Source organism: Janthinobacterium sp. Mn2066 (genome assembly GCF_049319705.1).
Taxonomy (GTDB): Bacteria; Pseudomonadota; Gammaproteobacteria; order Burkholderiales; family Burkholderiaceae_D; genus Janthinobacterium.
In genome coordinates this window covers 326,631-349,968 of the sequence record NZ_JBMOUF010000005.1, presented here as the reverse complement: position 1 = coordinate 349,968, position 23,338 = coordinate 326,631, and the positions used below count along the sequence as shown (strand labels likewise).

Below are 23,338 nucleotides of genomic sequence, written 5' to 3'. Positions count from 1 at the left end.
GGCGCAGTCAACCGTGGGCCAGCGGATCGGCAAGCTGTGCCGGGCGCTGCGCCGCCACATACCAGGCGATGGTTTTGCGCAAGCCCTGGCGCAAATCGTGCGTGGGAGAGTAGCCCAGCAGGCGGGCCGCCTTGGCAATGTCGGCTTGCGAATGGCGCACGTCGCCATCGCGAAAGTCGCCATACTGCGGCGCTTGCGGCAACAATTCCGGGCAGCTCAGGCGCAGCATGGCTTGCATGGACGTATGCAACTGCATCAAGCTGGTGCGCGCATTGACGGCCACGTTATAGACCTGGTTGATGGCGGCCGGGTCGATGCTGGTGGCGGCCAGCAGATTGGCTTGCACGGCATTGTCGACAAAACAGAAATCGCGGCTGGTGGCGCCATCGCCGTAGATGTGCACGCTTTGCTCGGCCAGCATGGCGCTAATCCAGCGGGGAATCACGGCCGCGTAGGCGCCCAGCGGGTCTTGCCTTGGGCCGAAGACATTAAAATAACGCAAGCCTACCGTTTCAAGCCCGTAACAGCGCGCATAGATTTGCGCATACAGCTCGTTGACGTATTTGCTCAAGCCATACGGCGACAGCGGCGCGCCGATCTGCGACTCCACTTTCGGCAAGGCCGGATGGTCGCCATAGGTGGCGCTCGAGGCCGCATACACAAACCGCCGTACCTGCGCCGCGCGGGCCGCGGCCAGCATGTTCAAAAAGCCGCTGACATTGACGGCATGGCACAGCAGCGGGTCTTCCAGCGAGCGCGAAACGGAGCCCAGCGCAGCCTGGTGCAGCACGAAGTCGATGCCCGCGCAAGCGGCGGCGCACGTGCCGCCATCGCGGATATCGCCCTCGATAAAGTCGAAATTTTTCCAGGCGTTCTCGCCCACGCTGGCCCGCACCTGCGCCAGATTGTGCCGGTGGCCCGTCATGAAATTATCGATGCCGCGCACCTGCTGGCCCAGCGACAACAGGGTTTCCAGCAGATGCGAGCCGATGAAACCGGCCACGCCCGTCACCAGCCAGCGCTGTGGCCGGTCGGCCAGTTGTCCGCACGCCCGGCCATACGCGTGGGCGCCCGGGCTCACCGTTACTTCGGCCGCCATCACAGCCGCCACACATGCAGGCCACCCTGCTCGAGCAGGCGGGCATCGAAACGCGACTTGATGTCGATGAAGCAGCCGCTTTCCACCAGCTTGGCCTGGTAGTCGCCGAGCGGCCGGACCAGCAGCGCCTGGTGCGACACGGCGCTGATCAGCGCTTCGGCCTGCGGCAGCTGCTCCCAGCTTTCCAGCACGAGCCCGTATTCTTCCAGCGCCTCGCGGCTATCGGCCACCGGGTCGTGCACATGCACCTGCACGCCATACGATTGCAATTCATGAATCATGTCGACCACCTTCGAGTTGCGCAGATCGGGACAGTTTTCCTTGAAGGTCAAGCCCAGCACATTCACGTGCGAGCCTTTCAGCTTGAAGCCGGCGCGCACCATTTGCTTGATGGTTTTTTCCGCCACGAACTTGGCCATGCCGTCATTGATGCGGCGCCCGGCCAGGATCACGTGCGGGTGATAACCGAGCATTTCCGCCTTGTGCGTCAGATAATACGGATCGACGCCGATGCAGTGGCCGCCCACCAGGCCGGGCCGGAACGGCAGAAAATTCCATTTGGTGCCGGCCGCCTGCAGCACTTCGGCCGTATCGATGCCGATGCGGTCGAAAATGATGGCCAGCTCGTTCATCAGCGCGATATTCAGGTCGCGCTGCGTGTTTTCGATCACCTTGGCCGCCTCGGCCACGCGGATGCTCGAGGCCCGGTGCACGCCGGCTTCGACCACGCCTTCATACAGCTGCGCCACCCGTTCCAGGGTGGCCGCATCGTCGCCGGACACCACCTTGCGGATGCTGCCCAAAGTGTGTTCGCTGTCGCCGGGATTGATGCGTTCAGGCGAAAAACCCACATGAAAATCCTCGCGCCAGCGCAGGCCGGAATGGCTTTCCAGCAAGGGAATGCAGATTTCCTCGGTGGCGCCAGGGTAGACGGTCGATTCGAAGATGACGATCGCGCCCCGTTTCATATTGCGCCCGACGGCGGCGCTGGCGCCTGCCAGCGCCGTGAAATCGGGATTGTGGGCGCTGTCGACGGGCGTGGGCACGGCCACGATGATGAAGTCGGCCTGCTGCAATTCGGCCGGATCGCAGCCCACGCTCAGCCATTGCGCGGCGCGCAGCCGGGTTTCGCTGATTTCTCCGGTGGGGTCGATGTAGCGCCGGTAGCTTTCCACCTTGCGCTCGGACAAGTCAAAACCGATCGTGCGTTGCCGCGTGCCGAAAGCCACCGCCAGCGACAGGCCCACATAGCCCAGCCCCACCACGCCCACGACGCCCGCTTGCCTGTCCATAGTGTTTGCTCCGAATGGTTGCTGATTCGGAAATTCTACGATTGCAGGCCCAGCCATTCTTGAGCGGGGACAAGCCCGGCCCACTGCCGGCAGCCAGGCCGGCAGGCAAGTGGCAAGCCCTTGAGGACAATCAATGAGAGGGTCGTCCATCTTTTTTACTCTAGAGTTCCCCTTTGCCTTGTTCTTTTCCTGCGCCCGTCCCCACCGGAGATTCCCATGGCCCTGGCCTTTTCGCCCAAGCACCGTGTCTGGCCTGCCACGGCCCTGTGCACCATCCTGCTGGCGGGCATGCTGACGGCGTGCCACGGCACGCAGAGCAGCGACAGCCTGCTGGCCGAAGCCCGGCAATACCGTCAGAAAGGCGAGGCGCGGGCCGCCATCATCCAGCTGAAAAACGTCTTGCAGCAAGACCCGGAAAACCGCCAGGCGCGCCTGCTGCTGGGCGATATCTATATCGAAACGGGCGAAGTACTGTCGGCCGAGAAAGAGCTGCGCAAGGCCAAAACACTGGGCGTGCCGGCCACGCAAGTCATGCCGCTGCTGGGCAAGACCTGGCTGATGCAGGGGCAATTCGAGAAAGTCCTGAGCGACTTGCCGGACGACCCGGCGCAGCCGAAGGCGATCCTGGGCTTGCGCGGCGATGCGCTGCTGGCACTGGGGCGGCAGGATGAAGCGCGCGCACTGTACCAGCGCATGCTGCAGGCGCAGCCCGAACAGCCGGATGCACTGCTGGGCCTGGCGCGCATCGCCGCGCTGGCACAGCAATTGCCGCAAGCCGAGTTGCTGATCGCGCAAGCCCTGAAGCACAGTCCCGACAATCTGGACGCCTTGCGCCTTTCGGGCGACCTGCTGCGCCTGCAAGGCAAGCGCGACGAGGCCCGCAAGGCCTACGGACACATCATCGCGCTCAAGCCTGCCGATACGCAAGCCCATATCGACCTCGCCAACCTCGACACCGAGCAAGCCCGCTACAGCGAAGCGGGCACGCAACTGGCGGCGGCCCGCAAGAGCGCGCCCAACAGCGTGGGCGTGCTGCAGGCGCAGGCGCTGCTCGATTTTCGCCAGGGCAAGAACAAGGCGGCGCTGGAAGCCTTGCAACTGGTGCTCAAGGCGGCGCCCGAGCATATGCCGGCGCTGCTGCTGGCGGGCGCCGTGCAATTGGCGCTGGGTTCGCCACAACTGGCGGAAAGCTATCTGCAGCGCTTCCTGGCCGCCTATCCCAGGCATGTGTATGCCAACAAGATGATGGCCTCGATCCAGCTGATGCGCGGCAATAGCGATGCGGCCATCGACTTGCTGATGCCGCTGCTGCAAAGCAATCCCGACGACGTGGAACTGCTGTCGCTGGCCGGCGAAGCGCACTTGCGGGCCCGCCGCTACGACAAGGCCACCGCCTACTTCGAAAAGGCCGCCCTGCTGGCGCCCGATACGGCAAAACTGCATGCGGCGCTGGGCGTGAGCCGCCTGGGCATGGGGGAAAGCGGGCGCGCCATCGCTGAACTGGAGCGCGCTACCGTGCTCGATGACAAAGCCCCGCAAGCCGGCACCATGCTGGTGATGACCTTGCTGCGCAACAAGGAAAATACCAAGGCGCTGGCTGCCGTGCAAGCCATGGAAAAGCAGCAAGGCGCCAATCCCCTGCTGCTGAACCTGAAAGGCGGCGTGTATCTGGCCCTGCACGACTTGCCTGCCGCGCGCGCGGCCTTCGAACAGGCGCTGCGCCTGTCGCCCACTTACCTGCCGGCCTTGAGCAACCTGGCGCAGATCGACCTGGCCGAGAAACAGCCTGACCGGGCCAGGCAGCGTTTCGAAACGGCGCTGGCGAAAGACCCGAAAAACGCCGATATCAGCGCCGCCCTGGCCAAGCTGGCGGCGTCGCAGGGTAAATTGCCCGAGGCGCAGCGCTGGCTGGAAAAAGCCCATGCGGACCACCCGGACGCCGTGCCGCCGGCGCTGCTGCTCAGTAATTTCTACCTGCAGACGGGGGCGCCGCAAAAAGCCCTGGAGCTGGCGCGCGCCCTGCAAGGCGGCCATCCGGGCGATGCCGATGCGCTGGCCTTGCGGGCCCAGGTGGAATACAGCGCGGGCCAGCCGCAGGCGGCGCTCGACAGCTATCTGCAGCTGGCCAAGGTGCAAACCACGTCCGCCCCCTTGCAGATGCGCATCGCCAGCCTGCACCTGGCCTTGAACGACCATGCCAGCGCGCTGCATGCCGTGAAGCGGGCGCAGGTGCTGGACCCCGACCTGCTCGATGCCCAGGTGGTCGAAGTGACCATGCAACTGGCCTTGAACCGCCCGCGCGAAGCGCTGGCCGTGGCCCGCAAGGTGCAGCAGCAGCGGCCCAAGCTGGCGGCCGGCTATAAACTCGAAGGCGACGTGCTGATGGCGCAAAACCAGCCGCAGCAAGCATTCAAGCTATACCAGCAAGCGTACCAGATCAGCAGTATCGGCCCCTTGCAGGTGCAGATGTACCGCGCCCTGCATCAGGCAGGACAGGAAAAGGAAGCCGACCGGCGCATCACGGCCTGGCTGGCGGCGCACCCGGACGACACGGCCACGCGCATTTACCTGGCCGGCAGCAAGCTGGCCAGCAAGCAATACCGGGCCGCCATCGAGCAGTACCAGCAGATCGTCGCGCGCGATGCCGGCAACCTGGTGGCGCTGAACGACCTGGCCTGGGCCTATCAGCAAGACAAGGATGGCCGCGCACTGGCCACGGCGGAACAGGCGCACAAGCTGGCGCCGGACAACCCGGCCGTGCTCGACACCCTGGGCTGGATCTGCCTGGAGCACGGCGATGCCGCGCGCGCCACGGCCCTGCTGCGCAAGGCGGCCACCCTGGCGCCCAGGTCGGCGGAAATCCAGTACCACCTGGGTGCGGCGCTGGCAAAGTCGGGCGACAAGCCGGGGGCGCGCAAGCAACTCGAACAACTGCTTGCTAGCAACAAGGAATTTCCGCAACGGGCCGACGCCCTGGCCCTGCTGGCCCAGCTATAGATCATGACCAAGATCGCGGCGCGCCTGCTGGCCGTGCTGGCGGGCGCCGCCTTCCTCTACGCACTGCGCGTTTATCCCTTCGGCCACGGCTGGCCCAGCTGGCTGTTTGCGGCCTTGCTGCCTAGCTATTTCCTGCTGCTGTGCTGGCGCCCCGCGCTGTGGCTGTTTTGCCTGCCCGCATTGCTGCCCGTGCTCGACCTGGCGCCGTGGACAGGCTGGTTTTTTCTGGAAGAAATCGACCTGTTGCTCTTACTTACCGTGGCTTGCGGCTACTGGCGGCTGCACCAGCGACCCGCCGCCATGCGCCTCTCGCCCGCCGCGCGCCTTTGGCTGCTGCTGTGCAGCCTGGCCTGGCTGGCCGCCCTGCTGCGGGGCTTGCTGCCGCTGCCGCCGTGGGACGCCAACGCCTACAATAACTACCTGAGTTCCTATAACAGCCTGCGCCTCGGTAAAGCCTGGGCCTGGGCCATGCTGCTGCTGCCCTTGCTGCTGCGCGATGCGGGCCATGGCGGCTGGCGCCGCTACACCTTGCCGGGCCTGCTCACAGGCCTGTCCCTGGTGGCCGGCTGCGCACTGTGGGAGCGGGCCGCATTTCCCGGCCTGCTCAACCTGTCCAGCGACTATCGCATCACGGCGCCGTTTTCCGCCATGCACACGGGCGGCGCCGCCCTCGACGGTTATCTGGCGCTGGGCTTGCCGTTTGCCGTGCTGTGGCTGGTGCGGGCGCGCCCGCGCTGGCACAGCGCGGCCGCCCTGCTGTTGCTGGCCCTGGCCCTGCATGCCGCGCTGGCCACTTTTTCACGCGGGCTGTATGCGGCCATGCTGGCTGCCGCAACACTGGGTTTCGTGTATGCAGTCAAACAACTGCTGGCGGGAATGCCAGCAGCGCAACGAACAAGCCAAGGTAGCCGGACAGTACTATCCTTGCTGCTGGCGGCGGCCGTGGCGCTTGCGCTGATTGCCATGTTCGGCGGCGCCGGCTACCGTGGCTTGCTGGCCGCCGTGGTCTTGTTCAGCGCCACCTTCGTGCTGGCCACGCACGCGCTGCCGTGGCGCCTGGCGCCCGCCAGCGCCGTCTGCGCGCTGGCCATCGAAGGCGTGCTGTCCATGCTGTGGCCGGGTGACGTGGCCGGCTGGCTGAAGGGGCCGTATTGCCTGTTCCTGCTGTCGGCCCTGCTGCTGACCGGCGCCTTATGGCCAGGGATGCGTCCGGCCGGCACTGTCCGGCTATGCCTGGCCATGTTGGCGTGGACCATGCTGGCCTGCAATCTGGCCTGGATCGGCTGGCATTGGGGCGGCAAGCCGGCCTTGCCTGGCGCCGCCCTGGCCGTGCTGCTGGCGGCCGTCATGCTGTGCAACCGGCGCCTGCATCCGCCGCTATGGCGGTTGCAGCGCGGCAGCCTGAGCCTGGCGGGAGCAGCGGCCGTGCTGCTGGCGCTGGCGATTCCCGTCTCGGCCAGCTATTACGCCACGGAACGCTTCGCCACCACTGCCGGCGACTTGCAGGGCCGGCTGCGCCACTGGCAAGGGGCGCTGGACATGATGCCGGCGGACGCGGCCAGCGCCGCCTTCGGCATGGGCCTGGGGACGTTCCCCGCCACGTATTATTGGCACAACCGCCTGGGCGACGTGCCCGCCAGCATTTCCCATATGGAGCAGGCAGGCGAGCGCTATGTACGGCTGGCCAGTCCCGGCTATGGCGCCGGATATGGCGAACTGCTGCGGCTGCTGCAAAGGGTCAGCCTGCGGCCCGACACCGCGTATCTGCTGGCACTCGATGTGCGCCGCACGGGCGCCATGCCGGTGCTGCAGGTAAGGCTATGCCAGCGGCAACTGCTGTACGCGCAAAATTGCATCAGCGCCCCCCTGCGTTTGCGTCCCGGCGACGGCCTATGGCAACACTATGCCCTGCCCATCGCCAGCGCCTGGCTGGGGTCGGGGCAGTGGCTGCTGCGCCTGCCGGTGCAGCTGGAGCTGGCGGCCAGCGGCACGGCGGTGTCGTCCGTGATCGATATCGATAATCTCAGCCTGCGCGCGGCCGATGGAGTGGAGCAAATCGCCAACGGGCAATTTACGCAAGCGGGCAATGACTGGTTTTTCAGCAGCGACCATCATCATTTGCCCTGGCATATCAAGAACCTGGCGCTGCAACTGTATATTGAATCAGGCTGGTGCGGCGTGCTGTCCCTGCTCGGCCTGCTGATGCTGGCCAGTGTCCGTCTGCTGCGCCAGCGCAGCCAGGGCCATGCCAACGGGTATGCGAACGTCGCGGCGCTGGCCGCCATCCTGGCGTTCCTGGTAGTGGGCCTGTTCGACAGCCTGCTCGATGTGCCGCGCATAACCCTGCTGTTTTACCTGTTGCTGCTGGGCGCGCTGTTGCAGCCGTCCGCTCCCTCCCCCACCTTGTGCCATGAAAGCACGCCGCCATGAAAATCTTCTTGCTATGCCTGTGCCTGGTTTTGATGCCAGCCCATGCCGATACGCTGGAACAAGTCATCGCCCGGGTCAAACCGTCGGTCGTCGGCGTGGGCAGCTTTCAAAAGACGCGCACGCCGGCGCTGAGCTTTATCGGCACCGGTTTTGTCACGGGCGATGGCTTGAGCGTGCTGACCTGTTCCCACGTGATACAAAAACTGCTCGACGGCAACCCAAGCGAAGTGATCGGCATCCTCACCGGGCACGGCGACACGGCGCAATTCCGCTCAGCTACCGTGCTAGCCATCGATGCCGAGCACGACCTGGCCTTGCTGCGCCTGGCCGGCGAACCACTGCCCGCCCTGCAGCTGGGCGACGCCGGCAGCGTGCGCGAGGGCCAGGCGATGGCGTTCACGGGTTTTCCGCTGGGCATGCTGCTGGGCCTGCATCACGTGACGCACCGCGCCACCGTGTCTGCGCTGACGCCGGTCGTCATGCCCAGCGAAAATGCACTGCGGCTGGACGCCAGGCGCCTGGCGCAACTGCAAAAGTCGCCCTACACCGTGTTCCAGCTCGATGCAACGGCGTATCCGGGCAGCAGCGGCAGCCCTTTATATGATCCGGAAACCGGTCTCGTCTACGGTATCGTCAACATGGTCTACGTCAAAGGCTTGAAGGAGACAGCCATCAGTACGCCCAGCGGCATTACGTATGCCATTCCAGGCAGCCACATGCAGGCCATCCTGTTAAAAAATAAATGAAGTTCAGTTGCGCCCCTGGCGCAGACGGTCGGTAATACCAGGCTCATCCCATGTAGGAAAAAAAAAGGGGTAAAACGATCGTTCACCCCCATGTTGTTCCATCAAGCCACCGTATTTGCGGATTTGCTCTCCCATATAGCCCAGATCCAGCCGTAGCAGCACGGCCGGCGCCCCCACGCGCGTGCATTCGCGCTCGCCGCCGAAATCCTTGAATCCCAGCATGCGTTTATAAAACACCACGTGGCGCGGATTGACTTCAATCACGTAGTCCGTGAAGCCGTGGATATTGTGGGCATAGATATAAGAAATATGAATCAGGGCGGCAAACACGCGCTTGCTGACGCCCTTGTCGATGGCCAGGCGCGACGGTTCGCACAGCAGCCGTCCCTGCGCGCGCAATTCGTCGAGCTTGTCGCGGAAATTTTCATCGGCCGGCAAGCCGGTCTCGTCATTGTCCAGGCAGAGCGTCATGGTGCCGACGGTGGCGCCGGCCGTTTCGGCAAACAGGGTGATCTTGTTGAGGGCATGCTGGACGCCGGGATCGACGGCGTAGCCGCGCCAGCCATACATCTTGCGGATCAACAGGCTGGCTGCCTCGCGGCGCCCGCGCGAGTTGGCCATGCGGATATGAAAGCGCTGCAAATCAATTTCATGCTCCATGGCAGGATCGATCCTGCCCTCGCCCACCACCAGGTCGCTGAAGCCGCCAGGCGTATCGAAAGAAATAATAGGTTCGTCTTCAAAGCTCATCTTGTCCTCGCTGTCACTGGCTGTCCATGTTTGAGACGGACTGAAGCCAATGCCTTGTGACAAGAGGAAAAGTGGAGAAGTTCCCGCAATGCGTGAAAAAACCAAAGAAATTAGCAGGAAATGATCAAAGAAACATGCTTAAATTTGCTTGCGAGTATAAAAAGACAAATAAGTGACTTTTTGACAGCAGCTTCAGGCGCGGTTAAAAAAAGCTTTCCGGGATCAGCAGCACGTCGCCGGGCCGCATCATGATATTGGCGGAAATATCGCCGTCTTTCAACAGGTCATCGATGCGCACGCGCAACTGCTGTTGCTGTCCCTCGCGCAGGCGGATGATGCTGGCTTTGTTGCCCGCCGCAAAATCGGTGATGCCGCCCACGGCGATCATCACGTCCATCAGCGACATGCCCAGCCGGTATGGCAGCGCCTGCGGCTTGGCCGCCTCGCCGATCACCCTGATCTGCTGCGCATAGGGCCCGGAAAAATTGGTGACGATCACCGTCACCACCGGTTGCTGGATGAACTTGCCCAGCGCCTGTTCGATATCGCGCGCCAGCTCGGTCGAGGTCTTGCCGCTGGCCGGCAAGTCTTCCACCAGCGGCGTGGTGATCTTGCCGTCCGGCCGCACCGCCACCGTCAGCGACACTTCCGGGTTGCGCCAGACCAGGATATTGACGGAGTCGCCCGGCCCGATCAGATAGTCGTGCAAGGGCGCGATATCGTCGGCCGGCGCCAGCGGGTAGCGCGTGCGGCAGGCCGCCAGCAGGCCCAGCGCCGACAGGGCCAGTCCCCTTGCCATCACTGCACGGCGTAACAGATTCATGCTGGACCTCTTCGAGTCGGTGATGCGGTCATGCGGCCGCCCCGATTAGCCGGACTGGGCCGCGAACTTCCTATGATTATGAGATCGCGGCAAGTGATCCTTGAGGCGCATCAAGAAGCCTGCATCTGGAGAAATTTTTCTAAGGGGCAGCCCTATACTTTGCTTACTCGACAAGAAAAAAGTTCCCCAGCTATCTCATTGCGCCGATCGCCCTGACCTGAAGGAAGTGACATGGAGGAGTTAGTACAGCAATTACTTTCCAGTCTCAAGGGCATCTGGAAGTACCGCTGGCATGCGCTGCTGGTGGCCTGGCTGGTGGCCATCGCCGGCTTCATCAAGGTAATCAGCCTGCCTGACGATTATCAGACTTCGGCGCGCGTGTTTGTCGATACGCAAACCATTTTAAAGCCGCTGATGGCCGGCATGACCAGCGTGCCCAACACGGAGCAGCAGGTGGCCATCATGAGCCGCACCCTGCTCAGCCGCCCCAACGTGGAGCGCGTGATACGCATGGTCGATCTCGATATCGATTCAAAAACCGTGCGCGAGCATGAAGCCCAGCTCGATGATTTGATGAGTCGCATCAAGATTACCGGCACCAATGCCTACGATATCTACACCATCAGTTATAGCGGCCGGCAGCCCAAGCTGGTGCGCGACGTGGTGCAAAGCCTGCTGACGATCTTTGTCGAAGGCAGTTTCCAGGGCAAGAAAGGCGACTCGCAAAAGGCCGTGCAATTCATCGATGAACAGATCAAGAACTATGAAGAGAAATTGAGTTCGGCGGAAAACATCCTCAAGGATTTCAAGATCCGCAACAACCTGCTGCTGCCGCGCCAGGGCATCGATTACGGCAGCCAGCTGCTGATGTCGTCCGATAGCCTGAACAATGCCAAACTGGAATTGCTGGAAGCGGAGCAGTCGCGCAAAGCCATCTTGAGCCAGATCGAAGGCGACGAGCCGGTGCTGGACCTGGAACCGAGCGCGTCCAACATCAGCAACCCTGAACTCGACGAGCGCATCGCCGCCATCAACAAGAATCTCGACAGCTTGGCGCTGCAATATACGGAGCTGCACCCGGATATCATCGCCTCGCGCCGACTGGTGGCGCAGCTGGAACAGCGCAAGGTCGAGGAAAGCAAGCTGCGCGCCGCTGCCGGCGATCCCGGCAAGAATTACAGCCCGATGCTGCAGCAACTGAAGGTGGCGCTGACGGAAGCGGACGCCAGGGTGGCCGCCATCAAGGCGCGCGTGCAGGAATTCAATGCCCGCAATGAACGCCTGCTGGCGCAAAGCAACGCCGTACCCGAGGTGGAATCGCAGCTGGCGCAGCTGAACCGCGACTACATCATCAACAAGGACAACTATGAAAAGCTGATCGGCCGGCGCGAAGCGGCCAAGCTGTCGGGCGAACTCAGTTCGACCACCGACATGATGGCCTTCAAGATCATCGACCCGCCCACCGTGCCGTTTTTACCGATGGGGCCGAACCGGCCGCTGCTGTTCAGCGCGGCCCTGGGCGCCGCGCTGGTGGCCGGCGTGGCCGCCGCCTTGCTGATCAGCCAGATCCGTCCCACCTTCCTCAGCCCGGCCGAGCTGCGCGACGCCACCGGCCTGGGCGTGCTCGGCACCGTTTCGATGAACTGGACCAGCTTGCAGCAAGTGCGGCGCCAGCGCGCGCGCTACGGTTTTGGCGCCTGCCTGGGCGGGCTGTTCCTGCTGTACGGCGGCGTGATGGCAGCCGCGCTGTTCAAATTCTAGAGACCGGCACCGGGAGGCGCGATGGATAACAAGGACGTGCAGGACCAACCGCAGTCCGTGCCCCAGGTGGCCGAAGCGCGGCAGGCCTATGGGGCGGACCACTCCGCCTCGCCCCGCTACCGCGAGCTGAACCTGGCCAGCCTGCAGGCACAGGGCATGGTCACGCACGACGGCGGGCGCACCACGGTGGCCGAGGATTTCCGCATCATCAAGCGCCCGCTGCTGCGCAAGGCGCGCGCCAGCGGCGCCGAGGCGATTCGCCATGGCAACCTGATCGTCGTCACCAGCGCCATGCCCGGCGAGGGCAAGACCTACTGCGCCGTCAACCTGGCGATGAGCATCGCCATGGAAATGGATATCACGGTGCTGCTGGTGGACGCCGACGTGGCGCGCCCGTCCGTGCTGAAAGTGCTGGGCCTGCCGCCGGAACCGGGGCTGATGGACGTGCTGCTCGACGACCAGCTGGAAATGGCCGACGTGATCCTGAAAACCAATGTCAGCACCCTGAGCATCCTGCCGGCCGGTCGCAGCAACAAGCACGCCACGGAATTGCTGGCCAGCCGTGCCATGAGTCGGCTGCTGGCCGAGATCGCCAGCCGCTATGCCGACCGCATCGTGGTGTTCGACTCGCCGCCGCTGTTGATTACCAGCGAAGCGCACGCGCTGGTGGGACAGATCGGGCAAGTGGTGATGGTGGTGGAAGCGGAAACCACCACCCAGCACGCCGTCAAGGAAGCGCTGCGCCAGATCGAATCATGCGAACACATCCATCTGATCTACAACAAGACCAAGGCATTCCCCGGCAACGACTATTATGGCTATTACGACTAGCCATGGCCCGCGTTCTGCCTGCCTGCCAGGGCGCCTGGCATGGGCTTTCGCGATCGCCCTGCCCCTGCCCATGTCCGCACATGCCATCGACTGGCTGGTCGCGCCCGCGCTGCGCCTGCGCGAAAGTTACACGGACAATGCGCTGCTGGCGCCGCAAGGCCAGGCGCGGTCGGACTTCATCACGGAAATCGCCCCCTCGATCGGCCTGATCGGCAGCGGTCCCCGCCTGCAGGTGCACCTGGACGCGACCTGGCGCCAGTTCCGCTACCAGCACCGGCCCGCCAGCGACAGCCGGGAACTGCAGGCGTCCGCCAACGCCGAACTGCTCAAGGACTGGTTTCACCTCGACACTGCGGCCAGCATCAGCCAGCGCAGCGTGTCGCCGTTCGGCCCGCAAGTCATCAACGACCTGCCGGCCACGCAAAACGCCAGCACGGTGCGCACCGTGACCATCAGCCCGTATGTGCGCCACCGTTTCAGCAGCCTGGGCACGGCCGAGCTGCGCTACACGCGCAACAGCGTCTCCAGCGGCGGCGACCTGCTGTCGATGCACAGCGATGAAGTGTCAATGCTGCTCAATGGCGCGCCGCGCGGCGTGGGCTGGAGCTGGAATGCCAGCTACGATGTGCGCCGCACGCAGGACAGCAAGCTGGCGCCGCAGCGCATGGAGCGGGCCAGCGCCGGCCTGCGCTATCCATTCAACAGCCGCTGGTCGGCCACCGCCAGCGCGGGCCAGGAGCAGGAAGGCTATGCATCGAGCACGGGCCAGCAGCCGCAAGGCCGCTTCTGGACGGTGGGCGGCGTGTGGACGCCCTCGCCGCGCACCAGCGTGGCCGTCAGCACGGGCAGGCGCTTCTTTGGCAAGACCTACAGCCTGGACGCCACGTTCCGCCAGCGCCACACCAGCTGGTCGGCGCAATACAGCGAAGATGTCACCACCATGCCTGCGCAATTCCTGCGCCTGGGCACGCAGGATGCGGCCAGCCTGCTCGACCAGCTGTGGACGGGCCTGCTGCCCGACGCGCGCGAACGGCGCTTGCGCATCGATGCTTTCCTGCGCTATGCCGACAGCCTGGGCTCGCAAGGCGCCATCAATTACTTCAGCCACCGCTATTTCCTGCAAAAGCAGCTGAGCCTGAACATGGCCCGCGCCACGCCGAAAAGCACCTTGCTGGCCAGCCTGAACGCCGTCGACCGCACGGCCCTCAGCAGCAGCGGCATCGATAGCGAGCTGTTGCCGGGCATGGATTTCGGCAGCGAAGACCGCACGCGCCAGCTGGCCGGCAACCTGGGCTGGAGCTGGCAGGCATCGTCGCGCAACAGCCTGCGGACCAATGCGGGCTACACCAGCATCCGTTCGCTGAGCGTGCCGCGGCGCGACAGCAATCTCACGCTGACGGCCGCCGCCAGCCGCATCATCAAGCCAAAAATGACGGCGTCGATCGAGGTCCGGCACACGGTGCACAACAGCACGCGCGGCGCCGCTTTCCGCGAAAACGGCCTCAGCGCCACGCTCACCATGCAATTCTGACGAGAGACCGCCATGTCCACCCGCCCTCCGCTCCACCTGCTGTGCGTGGTCGCCGCGCGCCCCAACCTGATGAAGATGGCGCCCATCCTGGCGGCCCTGGCGCGCCAGGCCCCCAGCTTGCGAATTACCTTGCTGGACACCGGCCAGCACTACGATCCGGCCATGAGCGGGCAAGTGTTTACCGCGCTGGGCATGCGCGCGCCCGACATCAGCCTGGACGTGGGTTCCGGCAGCCATGCGCAGCAGACGGCCGAGATCATGCGCCGCTACGAACCGGTGCACCTGGCCCTGCAACCCAGGCTGGACGCCGTGATGGTGGTGGGCGACGTCAATTCCACCCTGGCCTGCGCGCTGGTGGCGGCCAAGCTGGGCACGCCCGTGCTCCACGTGGAAGCGGGCTTGCGCAGCGGCGACCGCAGCATGCCGGAAGAAATCAACCGCCTGCTGACGGACCAGCTGTCCGAGCTATTGTTTACCAGCGAAGCGGGCGCGCGCGCCAACCTGCTGCGCGAAGGCATCGCCCCCGAACGCATCCATTTCGTGGGCAATGTCATGATCGACAGCTTGCGGCAGCAATTGCCGCGCGCCGCGCCGCCGGGCGCCACCTTGCTCGATTACGGCCACGCCTGCCCGCCCGCCTATGGCCTGCTGACCTTGCACCGGCCCTCGAACGTGGATGACGGCGGCCGCCTGGCTTCACTGCTGCAGGCCATGGCGGAACTGTCCGGCGAACTGCCGCTGCTGTTTCCGATCCACCCGCGCACCCTGGCCATGCTGCGGAAAACCGGCCTGGAACAGCTGTTCGAACAGCACGCCATCGTGCCGCTGCCGCCGCTGGGCTACCTGGAAATGCTGGGCCTGATGCAAGGCGCGCGCCTGGTGCTGACCGATTCGGGCGGCATCCAGGAAGAAACCACGGCGCTGGGCGTGCCCTGCCTGACCCTGCGCGACAATACGGAACGCCCCGTGACGGTGGACGAAGGCACGAATACGGTGGCCGGCACGGAACCTGAAACCATAATGGCGCTGGCGCGCGCCATCCTGCAATCGGATGGCCAGCCCGGTGGCAAGCGGGGCCGCATCCCCGAATACTGGGATGGCCATGCGGCCGACCGCATCGCCGCCATCACCGTGCAATGGCTGCAACAGTGCCGGGGCACATAATGCAAACCCACATCACGAATGCCCTGACCATCGACGTCGAGGATTATTTCCAGGTGTCCGCCTTTGCGCCGCATGTCGCCCGCGCCGACTGGCCCAACCTGGAATGCCGCGTGGAAGCCAATCTCGAACGCATCCTGCTATTGCTGGAAGCGCAACGCATCCACGCCACCTTCTTTACCCTGGGCTGGATCGCCGAACGCTATCCCGCGATGCTGCGCAGCATCGCGGCCGCCGGGCATGAAGTGGCCAGCCATGGTTATGCCCACTTGCGCGCTTCGGACCAGTCGCCGGCCGAGTTCGCGCACGACATCAGCTTAAGCAAAACCATTCTCGAACAAGTGACGGGCCAGGCAGTGCAAGGCTACCGGGCGCCCAGCTTTTCCATCGTCGCGGCCAATCTGTGGGCTTTCGATGTCTTGCAGGAAGCGGGCTACCGCTACAGTTCCAGCATCTACCCGATCCGCCACGATCATTACGGCATGCCGGGCGCGCCCCGTTTCGCCTGGCGCCCGCGCGGCCTGCACGGCGTGCTGGAAGTGCCGATCAGCACCGTGCGCGTGGGCGGGCGCAACTTTCCGGCCGGCGGCGGCGGCTACTTCCGGCTGCTGCCCTATCGCGTCTCGCGCTGGTGCTTGCGAAGGATCAACTCACTCGACGGGCAAGCTGGCATATTCTATTTTCATCCCTGGGAACTGGATCCGGGGCAGCCGCGCCCCGCTGGCCTGGGCTGGAAAACCCGCTTTCGCCACTATGTGAATCTGCAGCGGATGGAGCCACGGCTGGCGCGGCTGGCCCAGGACTTCCGCTGGGGCCGCATGGACCGCATTTTTCTTGACAGTACAGGCTAACATCATGCACGAAGCGGTTTCCACCATCGACCTACTCCACCCTGCCGGCCCGGTCGAGGTGCGCCGGCTGCAGCCGCATGACCATGCGCGTTGGGATGCCTTCGTGCAAGCTTGCCCGGAAGCGACTTTCTTTCACCGCGCCGGCTGGCACACCATCATGCAGCAAGGCTTCGGCCACCGCAGCCATTTCCTGTATGCAGAACAACAGGGGCGCATCTGTGGCGTGTTGCCGCTGGCGCATATCCGCAGCCGCCTGTTCGGCAATGCGCTGGTCTCGCTGCCGTTTTGCGTCTACGGCGGCATCGCCAGCAGCCATGCCGCCGCGCGCCAGGCGCTCGATGGGGCCGCGCAGGCGCTGGCGCAGCAATTGCAGGTGGGCCACCTGGAATACCGCCAGCGCGAGCAGCATGAAAGTACCGCTGCCGGCCAGCATGGCTGGCTCGGCAAGCCGCTGTATGCCACCTTTCGCCGGCCCTTGTACGAAGACGAACAGGACAATCTGCTGGCCATCTCCCGCAAGCAGCGCGCCGTGGTGCGCAAGGGCATCGCGGCCGGCCTGCGCAGCAGCCTGGACGACGACCTGCATCGCTTCTTTCCCCTCTACGCAGGCAGCGTGCACCGGCTCGGCACGCCCGTCTTCGCGCGCCGCCATTTTGCCCTGCTGCGCTCGGTATTTGGCGACGCTTGCGAGATACTGACCGTTTGCCAGGGAACCCAGGCGCAGGCCAGCGTGATGAGCTTTTATTTCCGCGATGAAGTACTGCCCTATTATGGCGGCGGCAGCGTGCTGGCGCGCGACACGGGCGCGAATGACTTCATGTACTGGGAATTGATGCGGCGCGCCAGTGCACGCGGTGTGCGCCTGTTCGATTTCGGCCGCAGCAAGCTGGGCACGGGCGCTTACGACTTCAAGAAAAACTGGGGTTTTACGGCGCAGCCCTTGCCGTACGCCTACCAGCTGGTGACCGCCGCATCGCTGCCGGACACCAATCCCCTCAATCCCCGGTACCGCTGGTTCATCCGCGCCTGGCGGCGCCTGCCGCTGCCGCTGGCCAATCTGCTGGGACCGCATATCGTGCGGCAACTGGGCTGACCATGCGCGAACTGCTCTATCTGACCCACCGCCTGCCGTATCCGCCCAACAAGGGCGACAAGATACGCTCCTGGCATATCCTGCAATACCTGAGCCGGCATTTCCGCGTGCACCTGGGCTGCTTCATCGACCATGAAGAAGACTGGGAATATACGCGGCAGGTGGCCGCCCTGTGCGCCAGTACCCGTTTCATCGACTTGCAGCGCCATGCCGCCCGCTGGCGCGCCATGCAAGCCTTGCTGGCGCGGCAATCGATGAGCGTGCATTATTATCGCGACCAGCAACTGCTGGCCTGGGTCCATGATCTGCTGGCGGACGGGCGGGTGCGTCACGCGCTGGCCTATTCCGGACCGATGGCGCAGTATCTCGACGGCAGCGACGGCAGCGCGCTGCACCGCATGATCGATTTTGTCGATGTCGATTCCGACAAATGGCGCCAGTACGCCGACAGCAAGCCCTGGCCCGTGTCGCTGCTGTACCGGCGCGAATCGCAGATGCTGCTGCAATACGAGCGCCATATCGCGCAGCAGTTCACGGTCGCCAGCTTTGTCTCGCAAGCCGAGGCGACCCTGTTCCGCCAGTGCGCACCGCTGGCGCGGCGCAAGACGGGCCATTTCAATAACGGCGTCGACGCCGTCTACTTTGCGCCGGGGCTGCCCTGCGCCCCGTCGCCTTACCCGGCCGGCGCACAAGTGCTGGTGTTTACGGGCGCCATGGATTACTGGCCGAATGTCGATGCGGCACGCTGGTTCGTGCAGCAGGTATGGCCCGCGCTGCGCTACCGCTATCCGGCATTGCTGTTTTATATCGTGGGCAGCCATCCGGCGGCGCCCGTGCGCGAACTGGCCAGGGTGCCCGGCGTGGTGGTGACGGGCACGGTACCCGATATCCGCCCCTATCTGGCAGGCGCCACCCTGGCCGTGGCGCCCTTGCGCATCGCGCGCGGGGTACAAAACAAGGTGCTCGAAGCGATGGCGATGGGAAAGATCGTGCTGGCTTCGCCGCAGGCGCTGGAAGGCATCGCCGCCCAGCCCGGGCTGGAACTGCTGCTGGCCCGCGACGAGATCGAGTTCATCCACCATGCCACGCGCGTGCTGCAGCAGGCATCGGAAAGCGCCATGGGGGCGGCGGCGCGGCAACTGGTGCTGCAGGACTACGACTGGGAACGCAACCTGCAGGGCCTGGGCGCCATGCTGGGCTTGCCGGTACAGGCTGGACAGATTGTACCGGCCGAGCAGTTTCACCCCACGCGGGAACCATCGTGAGTGTGGAACTCGACAGCGTGGCCGCACCGGCAAGGCTTGCCAAGGCGGCAGGCACCACACCGACTCCCTTGCTACTGTTGCCACCGGCACTGCTGGCCATCGTCTTGCTGTATCAGAGCACCTTCTGGTCCATGCTGGAACTGTGGTCGCGCTCGCAGACCTTTGCGCACGGTTTTCTCATCGTTCCCATCAGCCTCTGGCTGGCCTGGCGCCAGCGCACCCTGTTGGCGGCCTTGCCGCCGCAGCCGAACCTGGCCGGACCATTGCTGCTGGCCGCACTCGGCCTGGCCTGGCTGCTGGCCAACGCCGCCAATGTGCAAGTGGTGGAACAATATGCGGCCACCGCCATGCTGCCGGCCTGCGTGCTGGCGATCCTGGGCTGGCCCGCCGTGCGCCTGCTGGCCTTTCCCTTAAGCTATCTGTTGCTGGCCGTGCCGTTTGGCGAAGTCTTTATCGAACCGCTGATCGATTTCACGGCCAGCTTTACGGTGGCCGCGCTGCAATTGACGGGCGTGCCGGTATTTCGCGATGGCAGCAATTTCTTCTTACCTACGGGTAGCTGGTCCGTCGTCGAAGCGTGCAGCGGCTTGCGCTACCTGATCGCCTCGCTGGCCCTGGGCGCCCTGTTTGCCCATCTCAACTGCCACAGCACGGGCCGTCGCCTGGCCGTGATGGCCGCCGCGCTGGTGGTGCCCATCGTGGCCAACGGCGTGCGCGCCTACCTGATCGTCATGCTGGGCCACCTGAGCAATATGCGCCTGGCCGTCGGGATCGACCACCTGGTCTATGGCTGGCTGTTTTTCGGCCTGGTGGCGCTGCTGCTGTTCTGGGTCGCCACGCGCTGGCGCGAACGGCCCGCGGCGGCCACGGCAGCCACGGCGGCGGAACCGGCTGCCACCTCCGGGCCGGCGGCCAGCATCCGGGCGGCGCTGGCCAGCCTGGCGATTGCCGCCTTGTGGCCAGGACTGGCCCTGCTGCACCAGGATGACGCGGTTGCCGCCATGCCCACAGCCGTCCTGACCCTGGCAGTACCGCCCGGATGGCAGCCACTGGCGACGCCACCGGCCTGGCGCGTCCCTGTCGCCGGCCAGCCCCTGCAATGGCTGGCCGGCTATCGCCAGGAAGCGGGCCAGGCCCAGGTCAGCCTGCAATTGTCCTGGTTTGCCCGGCAGGCGCCCGACGCGGAACTGCTGACGCACCAGGCCCACCCTTACGGCGAGCACTGGATGGTATTGCAACATCAAAAGCGCGAAGTCAGGCTGAACCGGCGCAGCCTGGCCGTGCGCGAAGCCGTGCTGGGCCACGGCGCCGAACGGCTGCTGGTCTGGCGCGTGTACTGCCAGGGCGGCGTCATGACGGCCGACCCGGTGCTGGTCAAGCTGCTGCTGGCCAGGGGCAAGCTGCTGGGCACGCGCCAGGATGGCGCCGACCTGGTCATCTCCACCAGCTACGACGAGCTGGCGCCGCCGCCGCGCCCGCTGCTGCAGGCTTTCCTGCAATCGGCCCTGCCCCTGATCGAACAGCGCTTGCAGGAGTTGCCGCATGGACGCTGATCCTGAGCTCGCCTCCACGCCCCTGATCGTGCACGTGATCCACCAGCTGGACGTGGGCGGACTCGAAAACGGCCTCGTCAACCTGATCAACCACATGCCGCCAGGGCGCTACCGGCACGCCATCGTCTGCCTGAAAAGCGCCACGACCTTCCGCCAGCGCCTGACGGCGGGCGGCGTCGACATCATCAGCCTGGACAAGCGCGAAGGCAAGGACCCCGGCCATTACCTGCGGTTGTACCGCATCTTGCGGCAACTGCGGCCCAGCCTGGTCCACACCCGCAACCTGGGCTGCATCGAGGCGCAGCTGCTGGCCTGCCTGGCGGGCGTGCGCCTGCGCGTGCATGGCGAACACGGGCGCGATATCGACGACCTGCACGGCAAGAGCCGCAAATACCGGCTGCTGCGCAAACTGATGCGGCCGCTGGTGCAGCAATTCATCGCCGTCAGCGCCGACCTGGGCAGCTGGCTGGTGGACAGCATCGGCGCCGCGCCGTCCACCGTCACGCAGATCGGCAATGGCGTCGACAGCGTGCAATTCCACCCGCGCCTGGGGCCGCCAGCCGCCGTCGGGCCGCCGGGGTTCATGTGCAATGGCGTCTATGTGATCGGCAGCGTGGGCCGCATGGCCGCCGTCAAGGATTTCGACAACCTGGTGCGCGCCTTTTTGCTGCTGCTGGCGCAGCCGGGGGCGCGCGCGCGCCTGCGGCTGATGCTGATCGGCGATGGCCCCAGCCGCCAGGCCTGCCTGGACTTGCTGCAGCGCGCAGGGGCGCAGGATCTGGCCTGGCTGCCCGGCGCGCGCGACGACGTGGCGCAACTGATGCGCGCCATGGACCTGTTCGTGCTGCCCTCGCTGGCCGAGGGCAATTCCAACACCATCCTCGAAGCAATGGCCAGCGGGCTGCCGGTGGTGGCGACGAATGTGGGCGGCAACGCCGAACTGGTGCAGTCCGGCTGGAACGGCACCCTGGTGCCGCCCCGTTCGCCCGAGCTGCTGGCCGACGCCATGCTCGATTACTACAGCATGCCGGAACTGGGCCCGCGCCAGGGTGCGCGCGGCCGGCGCCGGGTGCTGGCCGAACACAGCCTGCTGGCCATGGCGGGCGCCTACCTGGCCGTGTACGACCGCCTGACGGGCGCCCCCGTACCCGACCCGCTATCCACCTTACCCTGAGAGGTTACCCATGTGCGGCATCGTCGGCATCTTTGATTTGCAGGGCCAGCGCGACATCGACGTGCAGATCCTGCTGCGCATGAACCACAGCCTGCGCCACCGCGGGCCGGACGAAGACGGCCTGCACCACGAGCCGGGCCTGGGGCTGGGCCACCGCCGCCTGTCCGTGATCGACCTGGCCAGCGGCCAGCAGCCGCTGTTCAATGGCGACCGCAGCGTGGCCATCGTCTTCAATGGCGAGATCTACAATTACCGGCTGCTGATGGCCGAACTGCGCCAGTTCGGCCACGTCTTCCGCACCAGCAGCGATACGGAAGTCATCGTCCACGCCTGGGAACAATGGGGCGAACAATGCGTGCAGCGCCTGCGCGGCATGTTTGCCTTCGCCCTGTGGGACCGGCGGCGCCACCTGCTGTTCCTGGCGCGCGACCGGCTCGGCGTCAAGCCCCTGTATTACGGCCAGGCCAGCGACGGCACCCTGCTGTTCGGCTCCGAGCTGAAGGCGCTGCTGGCCTACCCGGCCATGCCGCGCACGCTCGACCCGCTGGCGGTGGAAGACTATTTCGCCTATGGCTACGTGCCCGAACCGCGCAGCATTTTCCAGCATGCCCTGAAACTGCCACCCGGCCACACCCTGAGCATCCGCGCCGGCCAGCCGCTGCCCGCGCCGCGCCAGTACTGGGACGTGCCGTTCACGCCGCACGCGCATGCCAGCGAAGCCCAGGCCGGCGACGAATTGCTGGCGCGCCTGCGCGAAGCGGTGCGCATCCGCATGGTGGCCGAAGTGCCGCTGGGCGCCTTCCTGTCGGGCGGCGTCGATTCCAGCGCCGTGGTGGCGATGATGGCCGGCGCCAGCGCGTCCCCGGTCAACACCTGCTCGATCGCGTTTGGCGATCCGGCCTTTGATGAAACCCGCCATGCAGAGCTGGTGGCGCGCCGCTACGGCACCGCGCACCATGTGCTGCAAGCGGGGCAGGATGATTTCCAGCTGATCGACTTGCTGGCCAACCTGTATGACGAACCGTTCGCCGACAGTTCGGCCATGCCCACCTACCGCGTTTGCCAGCTGGCCCGCCAGCGCGTGACGGTGGCGCTGTCGGGCGACGGCGGCGATGAAAGCCTGGCCGGCTACCGGCGCTACCGGCTGCACGCGCGCGAAGAAAAAGTGCGCCAGGTGATGGACCCGTTGCTGCCTGCCGGCCTGCGCCAGTCGCTGTTCGGCACGCTGGGGCGGCTGTATCCGAAGGCCGACTGGGCGCCCCGCTTCCTGCGCGCCAAGACCACCTTCGAAGGCCTGGCGCGCGATACCACCGACGCCTATTTTCACAGCGTCAGCATCCTGGGCGACGCCATGCGGGCCCGTTTGTTCAGCCCCGCACTGCGGCACCAGCTGCAAGGCTACCGCGCGGTGGAAGTGCTGCGCCGCCACGCCGCCGCCAGCCCTGCGCCAGACGCCCTGTCGCAAGTGCAGTACCTGGACCTGAAAACCTACCTGCCGGGCGATATTTTGACCAAGGTGGACCGGGCCAGCATGGCGCATGCGCTGGAAGTGCGCTCGCCCTTGCTCGACCATGAGCTGGTGGCCTGGATGTCGGGCTTGCCGACCCACTTGAAGCTGCACCGCGGCGAGGGCAAATACCTGTTCAAGAAGGCGCTGCGCCCGCTGCTGCCCGACAGCCTGCTATACCGCCAGAAGATGGGCTTTTCCGTGCCGCTGGCCAGCTGGCTGCGCGGCCCGCTGCGCCAGCGCCTGCAGGATAGGCTGCTGGGCCCGACCCTGGCGCAGTGCGGCCTGTTCGAGATGGATTACGTGCGCCACCTGATCGAGCAGCATGGTTCAAGCCGGCGCGACTACAGCGCGCCCTTATGGTCGCTGCTGATGTTCGAGGCGTTTTTAAGGCAGGTACTGCCGGCGGCTATGGGGTCAGACCCGTCGGGTCTGACCCCAGCACTCATGTCCGAGCCATTAATAATGAGCTAA

The 23,338-nt window shown here is 65.2% G+C and carries 17 protein-coding genes; 13 read left to right on the top strand and 4 right to left on the bottom strand.

What is annotated here, in order from left to right; all coding sequences use genetic code 11:
* Positions 1-7 precede the first annotated feature (7 nt).
* Positions 8-1,099 carry an SDR family oxidoreductase gene (locus ACL9RI_RS12040; RefSeq protein WP_422726806.1) on the bottom strand — a complete coding sequence of 364 codons (1,092 nt, stop codon included), beginning with the start codon at positions 1,097-1,099 and terminating at the stop codon, positions 8-10.
* Positions 1,099-2,391 carry a nucleotide sugar dehydrogenase gene (locus tag ACL9RI_RS12035; RefSeq protein WP_422726805.1) on the bottom strand — a complete coding sequence of 431 codons (1,293 nt, stop codon included), beginning with the start codon at positions 2,389-2,391 and terminating at the stop codon, positions 1,099-1,101. Before ACL9RI_RS12035 ends, ACL9RI_RS12040 begins: the two co-directional genes overlap by 1 nt.
* A 216-nt stretch (positions 2,392-2,607) precedes the next feature.
* Between ACL9RI_RS12035 and prsT the strand changes: the two genes are divergently transcribed.
* The 3 genes from prsT to ACL9RI_RS12020 are packed head-to-tail and all read left to right on the top strand — an operon-like array spanning position 2,608 to position 8,564.
* Positions 2,608-5,388 carry an XrtA/PEP-CTERM system TPR-repeat protein PrsT gene (prsT, locus tag ACL9RI_RS12030; RefSeq protein ID WP_422726804.1) on the top strand — a complete coding sequence of 927 codons (2,781 nt, stop codon included), beginning with the start codon at positions 2,608-2,610 and terminating at the stop codon, positions 5,386-5,388.
* Between the two features lie 3 nt (positions 5,389-5,391).
* Positions 5,392-7,818, top strand: coding sequence for a hypothetical protein (locus ACL9RI_RS12025; protein WP_422726803.1), 2,427 nt, complete (start codon positions 5,392-5,394; stop codon positions 7,816-7,818).
* Positions 7,815-8,564 carry a S1 family peptidase gene (locus ACL9RI_RS12020; protein WP_422726802.1) on the top strand — a complete coding sequence of 250 codons (750 nt, stop codon included), beginning with the start codon at positions 7,815-7,817 and terminating at the stop codon, positions 8,562-8,564. Before ACL9RI_RS12025 ends, ACL9RI_RS12020 begins: the two co-directional genes overlap by 4 nt.
* A 3-nt stretch (positions 8,565-8,567) precedes the next feature.
* Here ACL9RI_RS12020 and ACL9RI_RS12015 read toward each other — a convergent pair whose 3' ends face one another.
* Together ACL9RI_RS12015 and ACL9RI_RS12010 are read right to left on the bottom strand one after the other, a co-directional pair.
* Entirely contained in the window at positions 8,568-9,314 is a 747-nt protein-coding gene (locus ACL9RI_RS12015; protein WP_422726801.1) for an N-acyl amino acid synthase FeeM domain-containing protein, read from the bottom strand.
* 202 nt (positions 9,315-9,516) lie between these two features.
* Positions 9,517-10,137 carry an XrtA/PEP-CTERM system exopolysaccharide export protein gene (locus tag ACL9RI_RS12010; protein WP_422726800.1) on the bottom strand — a complete coding sequence of 207 codons (621 nt, stop codon included), beginning with the start codon at positions 10,135-10,137 and terminating at the stop codon, positions 9,517-9,519.
* Between the two features lie 231 nt (positions 10,138-10,368).
* On the opposite strand from ACL9RI_RS12010, the gene ACL9RI_RS12005 reads away from it, so the two are divergent.
* The 10 genes from ACL9RI_RS12005 to ACL9RI_RS11960 are packed head-to-tail and all read left to right on the top strand — an operon-like array spanning position 10,369 to position 23,338.
* Positions 10,369-11,898 (top strand): XrtA system polysaccharide chain length determinant, encoded by a 1,530-nt coding sequence (locus ACL9RI_RS12005; protein WP_422726799.1) that lies wholly within the window; start codon positions 10,369-10,371, stop codon positions 11,896-11,898.
* A 21-nt stretch (positions 11,899-11,919) separates the two neighbouring features.
* Positions 11,920-12,729, top strand: coding sequence for an XrtA-associated tyrosine autokinase (locus ACL9RI_RS12000; protein ID WP_422726798.1), 810 nt, complete (start codon positions 11,920-11,922; stop codon positions 12,727-12,729).
* Positions 12,713-14,260 carry a TIGR03016 family PEP-CTERM system-associated outer membrane protein gene (locus tag ACL9RI_RS11995; RefSeq protein WP_422726797.1) on the top strand — a complete coding sequence of 516 codons (1,548 nt, stop codon included), beginning with the start codon at positions 12,713-12,715 and terminating at the stop codon, positions 14,258-14,260. The genes ACL9RI_RS12000 and ACL9RI_RS11995 overlap by 17 nt, the downstream gene beginning before the upstream one ends.
* A 12-nt stretch (positions 14,261-14,272) precedes the next feature.
* Positions 14,273-15,424: a non-hydrolyzing UDP-N-acetylglucosamine 2-epimerase gene (wecB, locus tag ACL9RI_RS11990; protein WP_422726796.1), complete on the top strand. Its 1,152-nt coding sequence runs from the start codon at positions 14,273-14,275 to the stop codon at positions 15,422-15,424.
* Positions 15,424-16,272, top strand: coding sequence for an XrtA system polysaccharide deacetylase (locus ACL9RI_RS11985; RefSeq protein ID WP_422726795.1), 849 nt, complete (start codon positions 15,424-15,426; stop codon positions 16,270-16,272). The genes wecB and ACL9RI_RS11985 overlap by 1 nt, the downstream gene beginning before the upstream one ends.
* Before the next feature lie 4 nt (positions 16,273-16,276).
* Positions 16,277-17,365, top strand: coding sequence for a FemAB family XrtA/PEP-CTERM system-associated protein (locus ACL9RI_RS11980; RefSeq protein ID WP_422726794.1), 1,089 nt, complete (start codon positions 16,277-16,279; stop codon positions 17,363-17,365).
* Positions 17,366-17,367: 2 nt separating this feature from the next.
* A complete protein-coding gene (locus ACL9RI_RS11975) occupies positions 17,368-18,630 on the top strand; it encodes a TIGR03087 family PEP-CTERM/XrtA system glycosyltransferase (protein WP_422726793.1) in 1,263 nt (420 codons plus the stop codon).
* Complete coding sequence (xrtA, locus tag ACL9RI_RS11970) at positions 18,627-20,183, top strand: exosortase A (RefSeq protein ID WP_422726792.1); 1,557 nt, start codon at positions 18,627-18,629, stop codon at positions 20,181-20,183. Before ACL9RI_RS11975 ends, xrtA begins: the two co-directional genes overlap by 4 nt.
* Positions 20,173-21,357 (top strand): TIGR03088 family PEP-CTERM/XrtA system glycosyltransferase, encoded by a 1,185-nt coding sequence (locus tag ACL9RI_RS11965; protein WP_422726791.1) that lies wholly within the window; start codon positions 20,173-20,175, stop codon positions 21,355-21,357. The genes xrtA and ACL9RI_RS11965 overlap by 11 nt, the downstream gene beginning before the upstream one ends.
* A 10-nt stretch (positions 21,358-21,367) precedes the next feature.
* A complete protein-coding gene (locus tag ACL9RI_RS11960) occupies positions 21,368-23,338 on the top strand; it encodes an XrtA/PEP-CTERM system amidotransferase (protein WP_422726790.1) in 1,971 nt (656 codons plus the stop codon).

Coding starts and splice junctions, on each gene's coding strand:
- ACL9RI_RS11980 (WP_422726794.1), top strand. CDS start 16,277: ATGCACGAAGCGGTTTCCACCATCGACCTACTCCACCCTGCCGGCCCG.
- wecB (WP_422726796.1), top strand. CDS start 14,273: ATGTCCACCCGCCCTCCGCTCCACCTGCTGTGCGTGGTCGCCGCGCGC.
- ACL9RI_RS11965 (WP_422726791.1), top strand. CDS start 20,173: ATGGACGCTGATCCTGAGCTCGCCTCCACGCCCCTGATCGTGCACGTG.
- ACL9RI_RS12000 (WP_422726798.1), top strand. CDS start 11,920: ATGGATAACAAGGACGTGCAGGACCAACCGCAGTCCGTGCCCCAGGTG.
- ACL9RI_RS12040 (WP_422726806.1), bottom strand. CDS start 1,099: ATGGCGGCCGAAGTAACGGTGAGCCCGGGCGCCCACGCGTATGGCCGG.
- ACL9RI_RS11995 (WP_422726797.1), top strand. CDS start 12,713: ATGGCTATTACGACTAGCCATGGCCCGCGTTCTGCCTGCCTGCCAGGG.
- ACL9RI_RS11960 (WP_422726790.1), top strand. CDS start 21,368: ATGTGCGGCATCGTCGGCATCTTTGATTTGCAGGGCCAGCGCGACATC.
- ACL9RI_RS12010 (WP_422726800.1), bottom strand. CDS start 10,137: ATGAATCTGTTACGCCGTGCAGTGATGGCAAGGGGACTGGCCCTGTCG.
- ACL9RI_RS12015 (WP_422726801.1), bottom strand. CDS start 9,314: ATGAGCTTTGAAGACGAACCTATTATTTCTTTCGATACGCCTGGCGGC.
- ACL9RI_RS12005 (WP_422726799.1), top strand. CDS start 10,369: ATGGAGGAGTTAGTACAGCAATTACTTTCCAGTCTCAAGGGCATCTGG.
- ACL9RI_RS12035 (WP_422726805.1), bottom strand. CDS start 2,391: ATGGACAGGCAAGCGGGCGTCGTGGGCGTGGTGGGGCTGGGCTATGTG.
- ACL9RI_RS12020 (WP_422726802.1), top strand. CDS start 7,815: ATGAAAATCTTCTTGCTATGCCTGTGCCTGGTTTTGATGCCAGCCCAT.
- ACL9RI_RS11985 (WP_422726795.1), top strand. CDS start 15,424: ATGCAAACCCACATCACGAATGCCCTGACCATCGACGTCGAGGATTAT.
- prsT (WP_422726804.1), top strand. CDS start 2,608: ATGGCCCTGGCCTTTTCGCCCAAGCACCGTGTCTGGCCTGCCACGGCC.
- ACL9RI_RS11975 (WP_422726793.1), top strand. CDS start 17,368: ATGCGCGAACTGCTCTATCTGACCCACCGCCTGCCGTATCCGCCCAAC.
- ACL9RI_RS12025 (WP_422726803.1), top strand. CDS start 5,392: ATGACCAAGATCGCGGCGCGCCTGCTGGCCGTGCTGGCGGGCGCCGCC.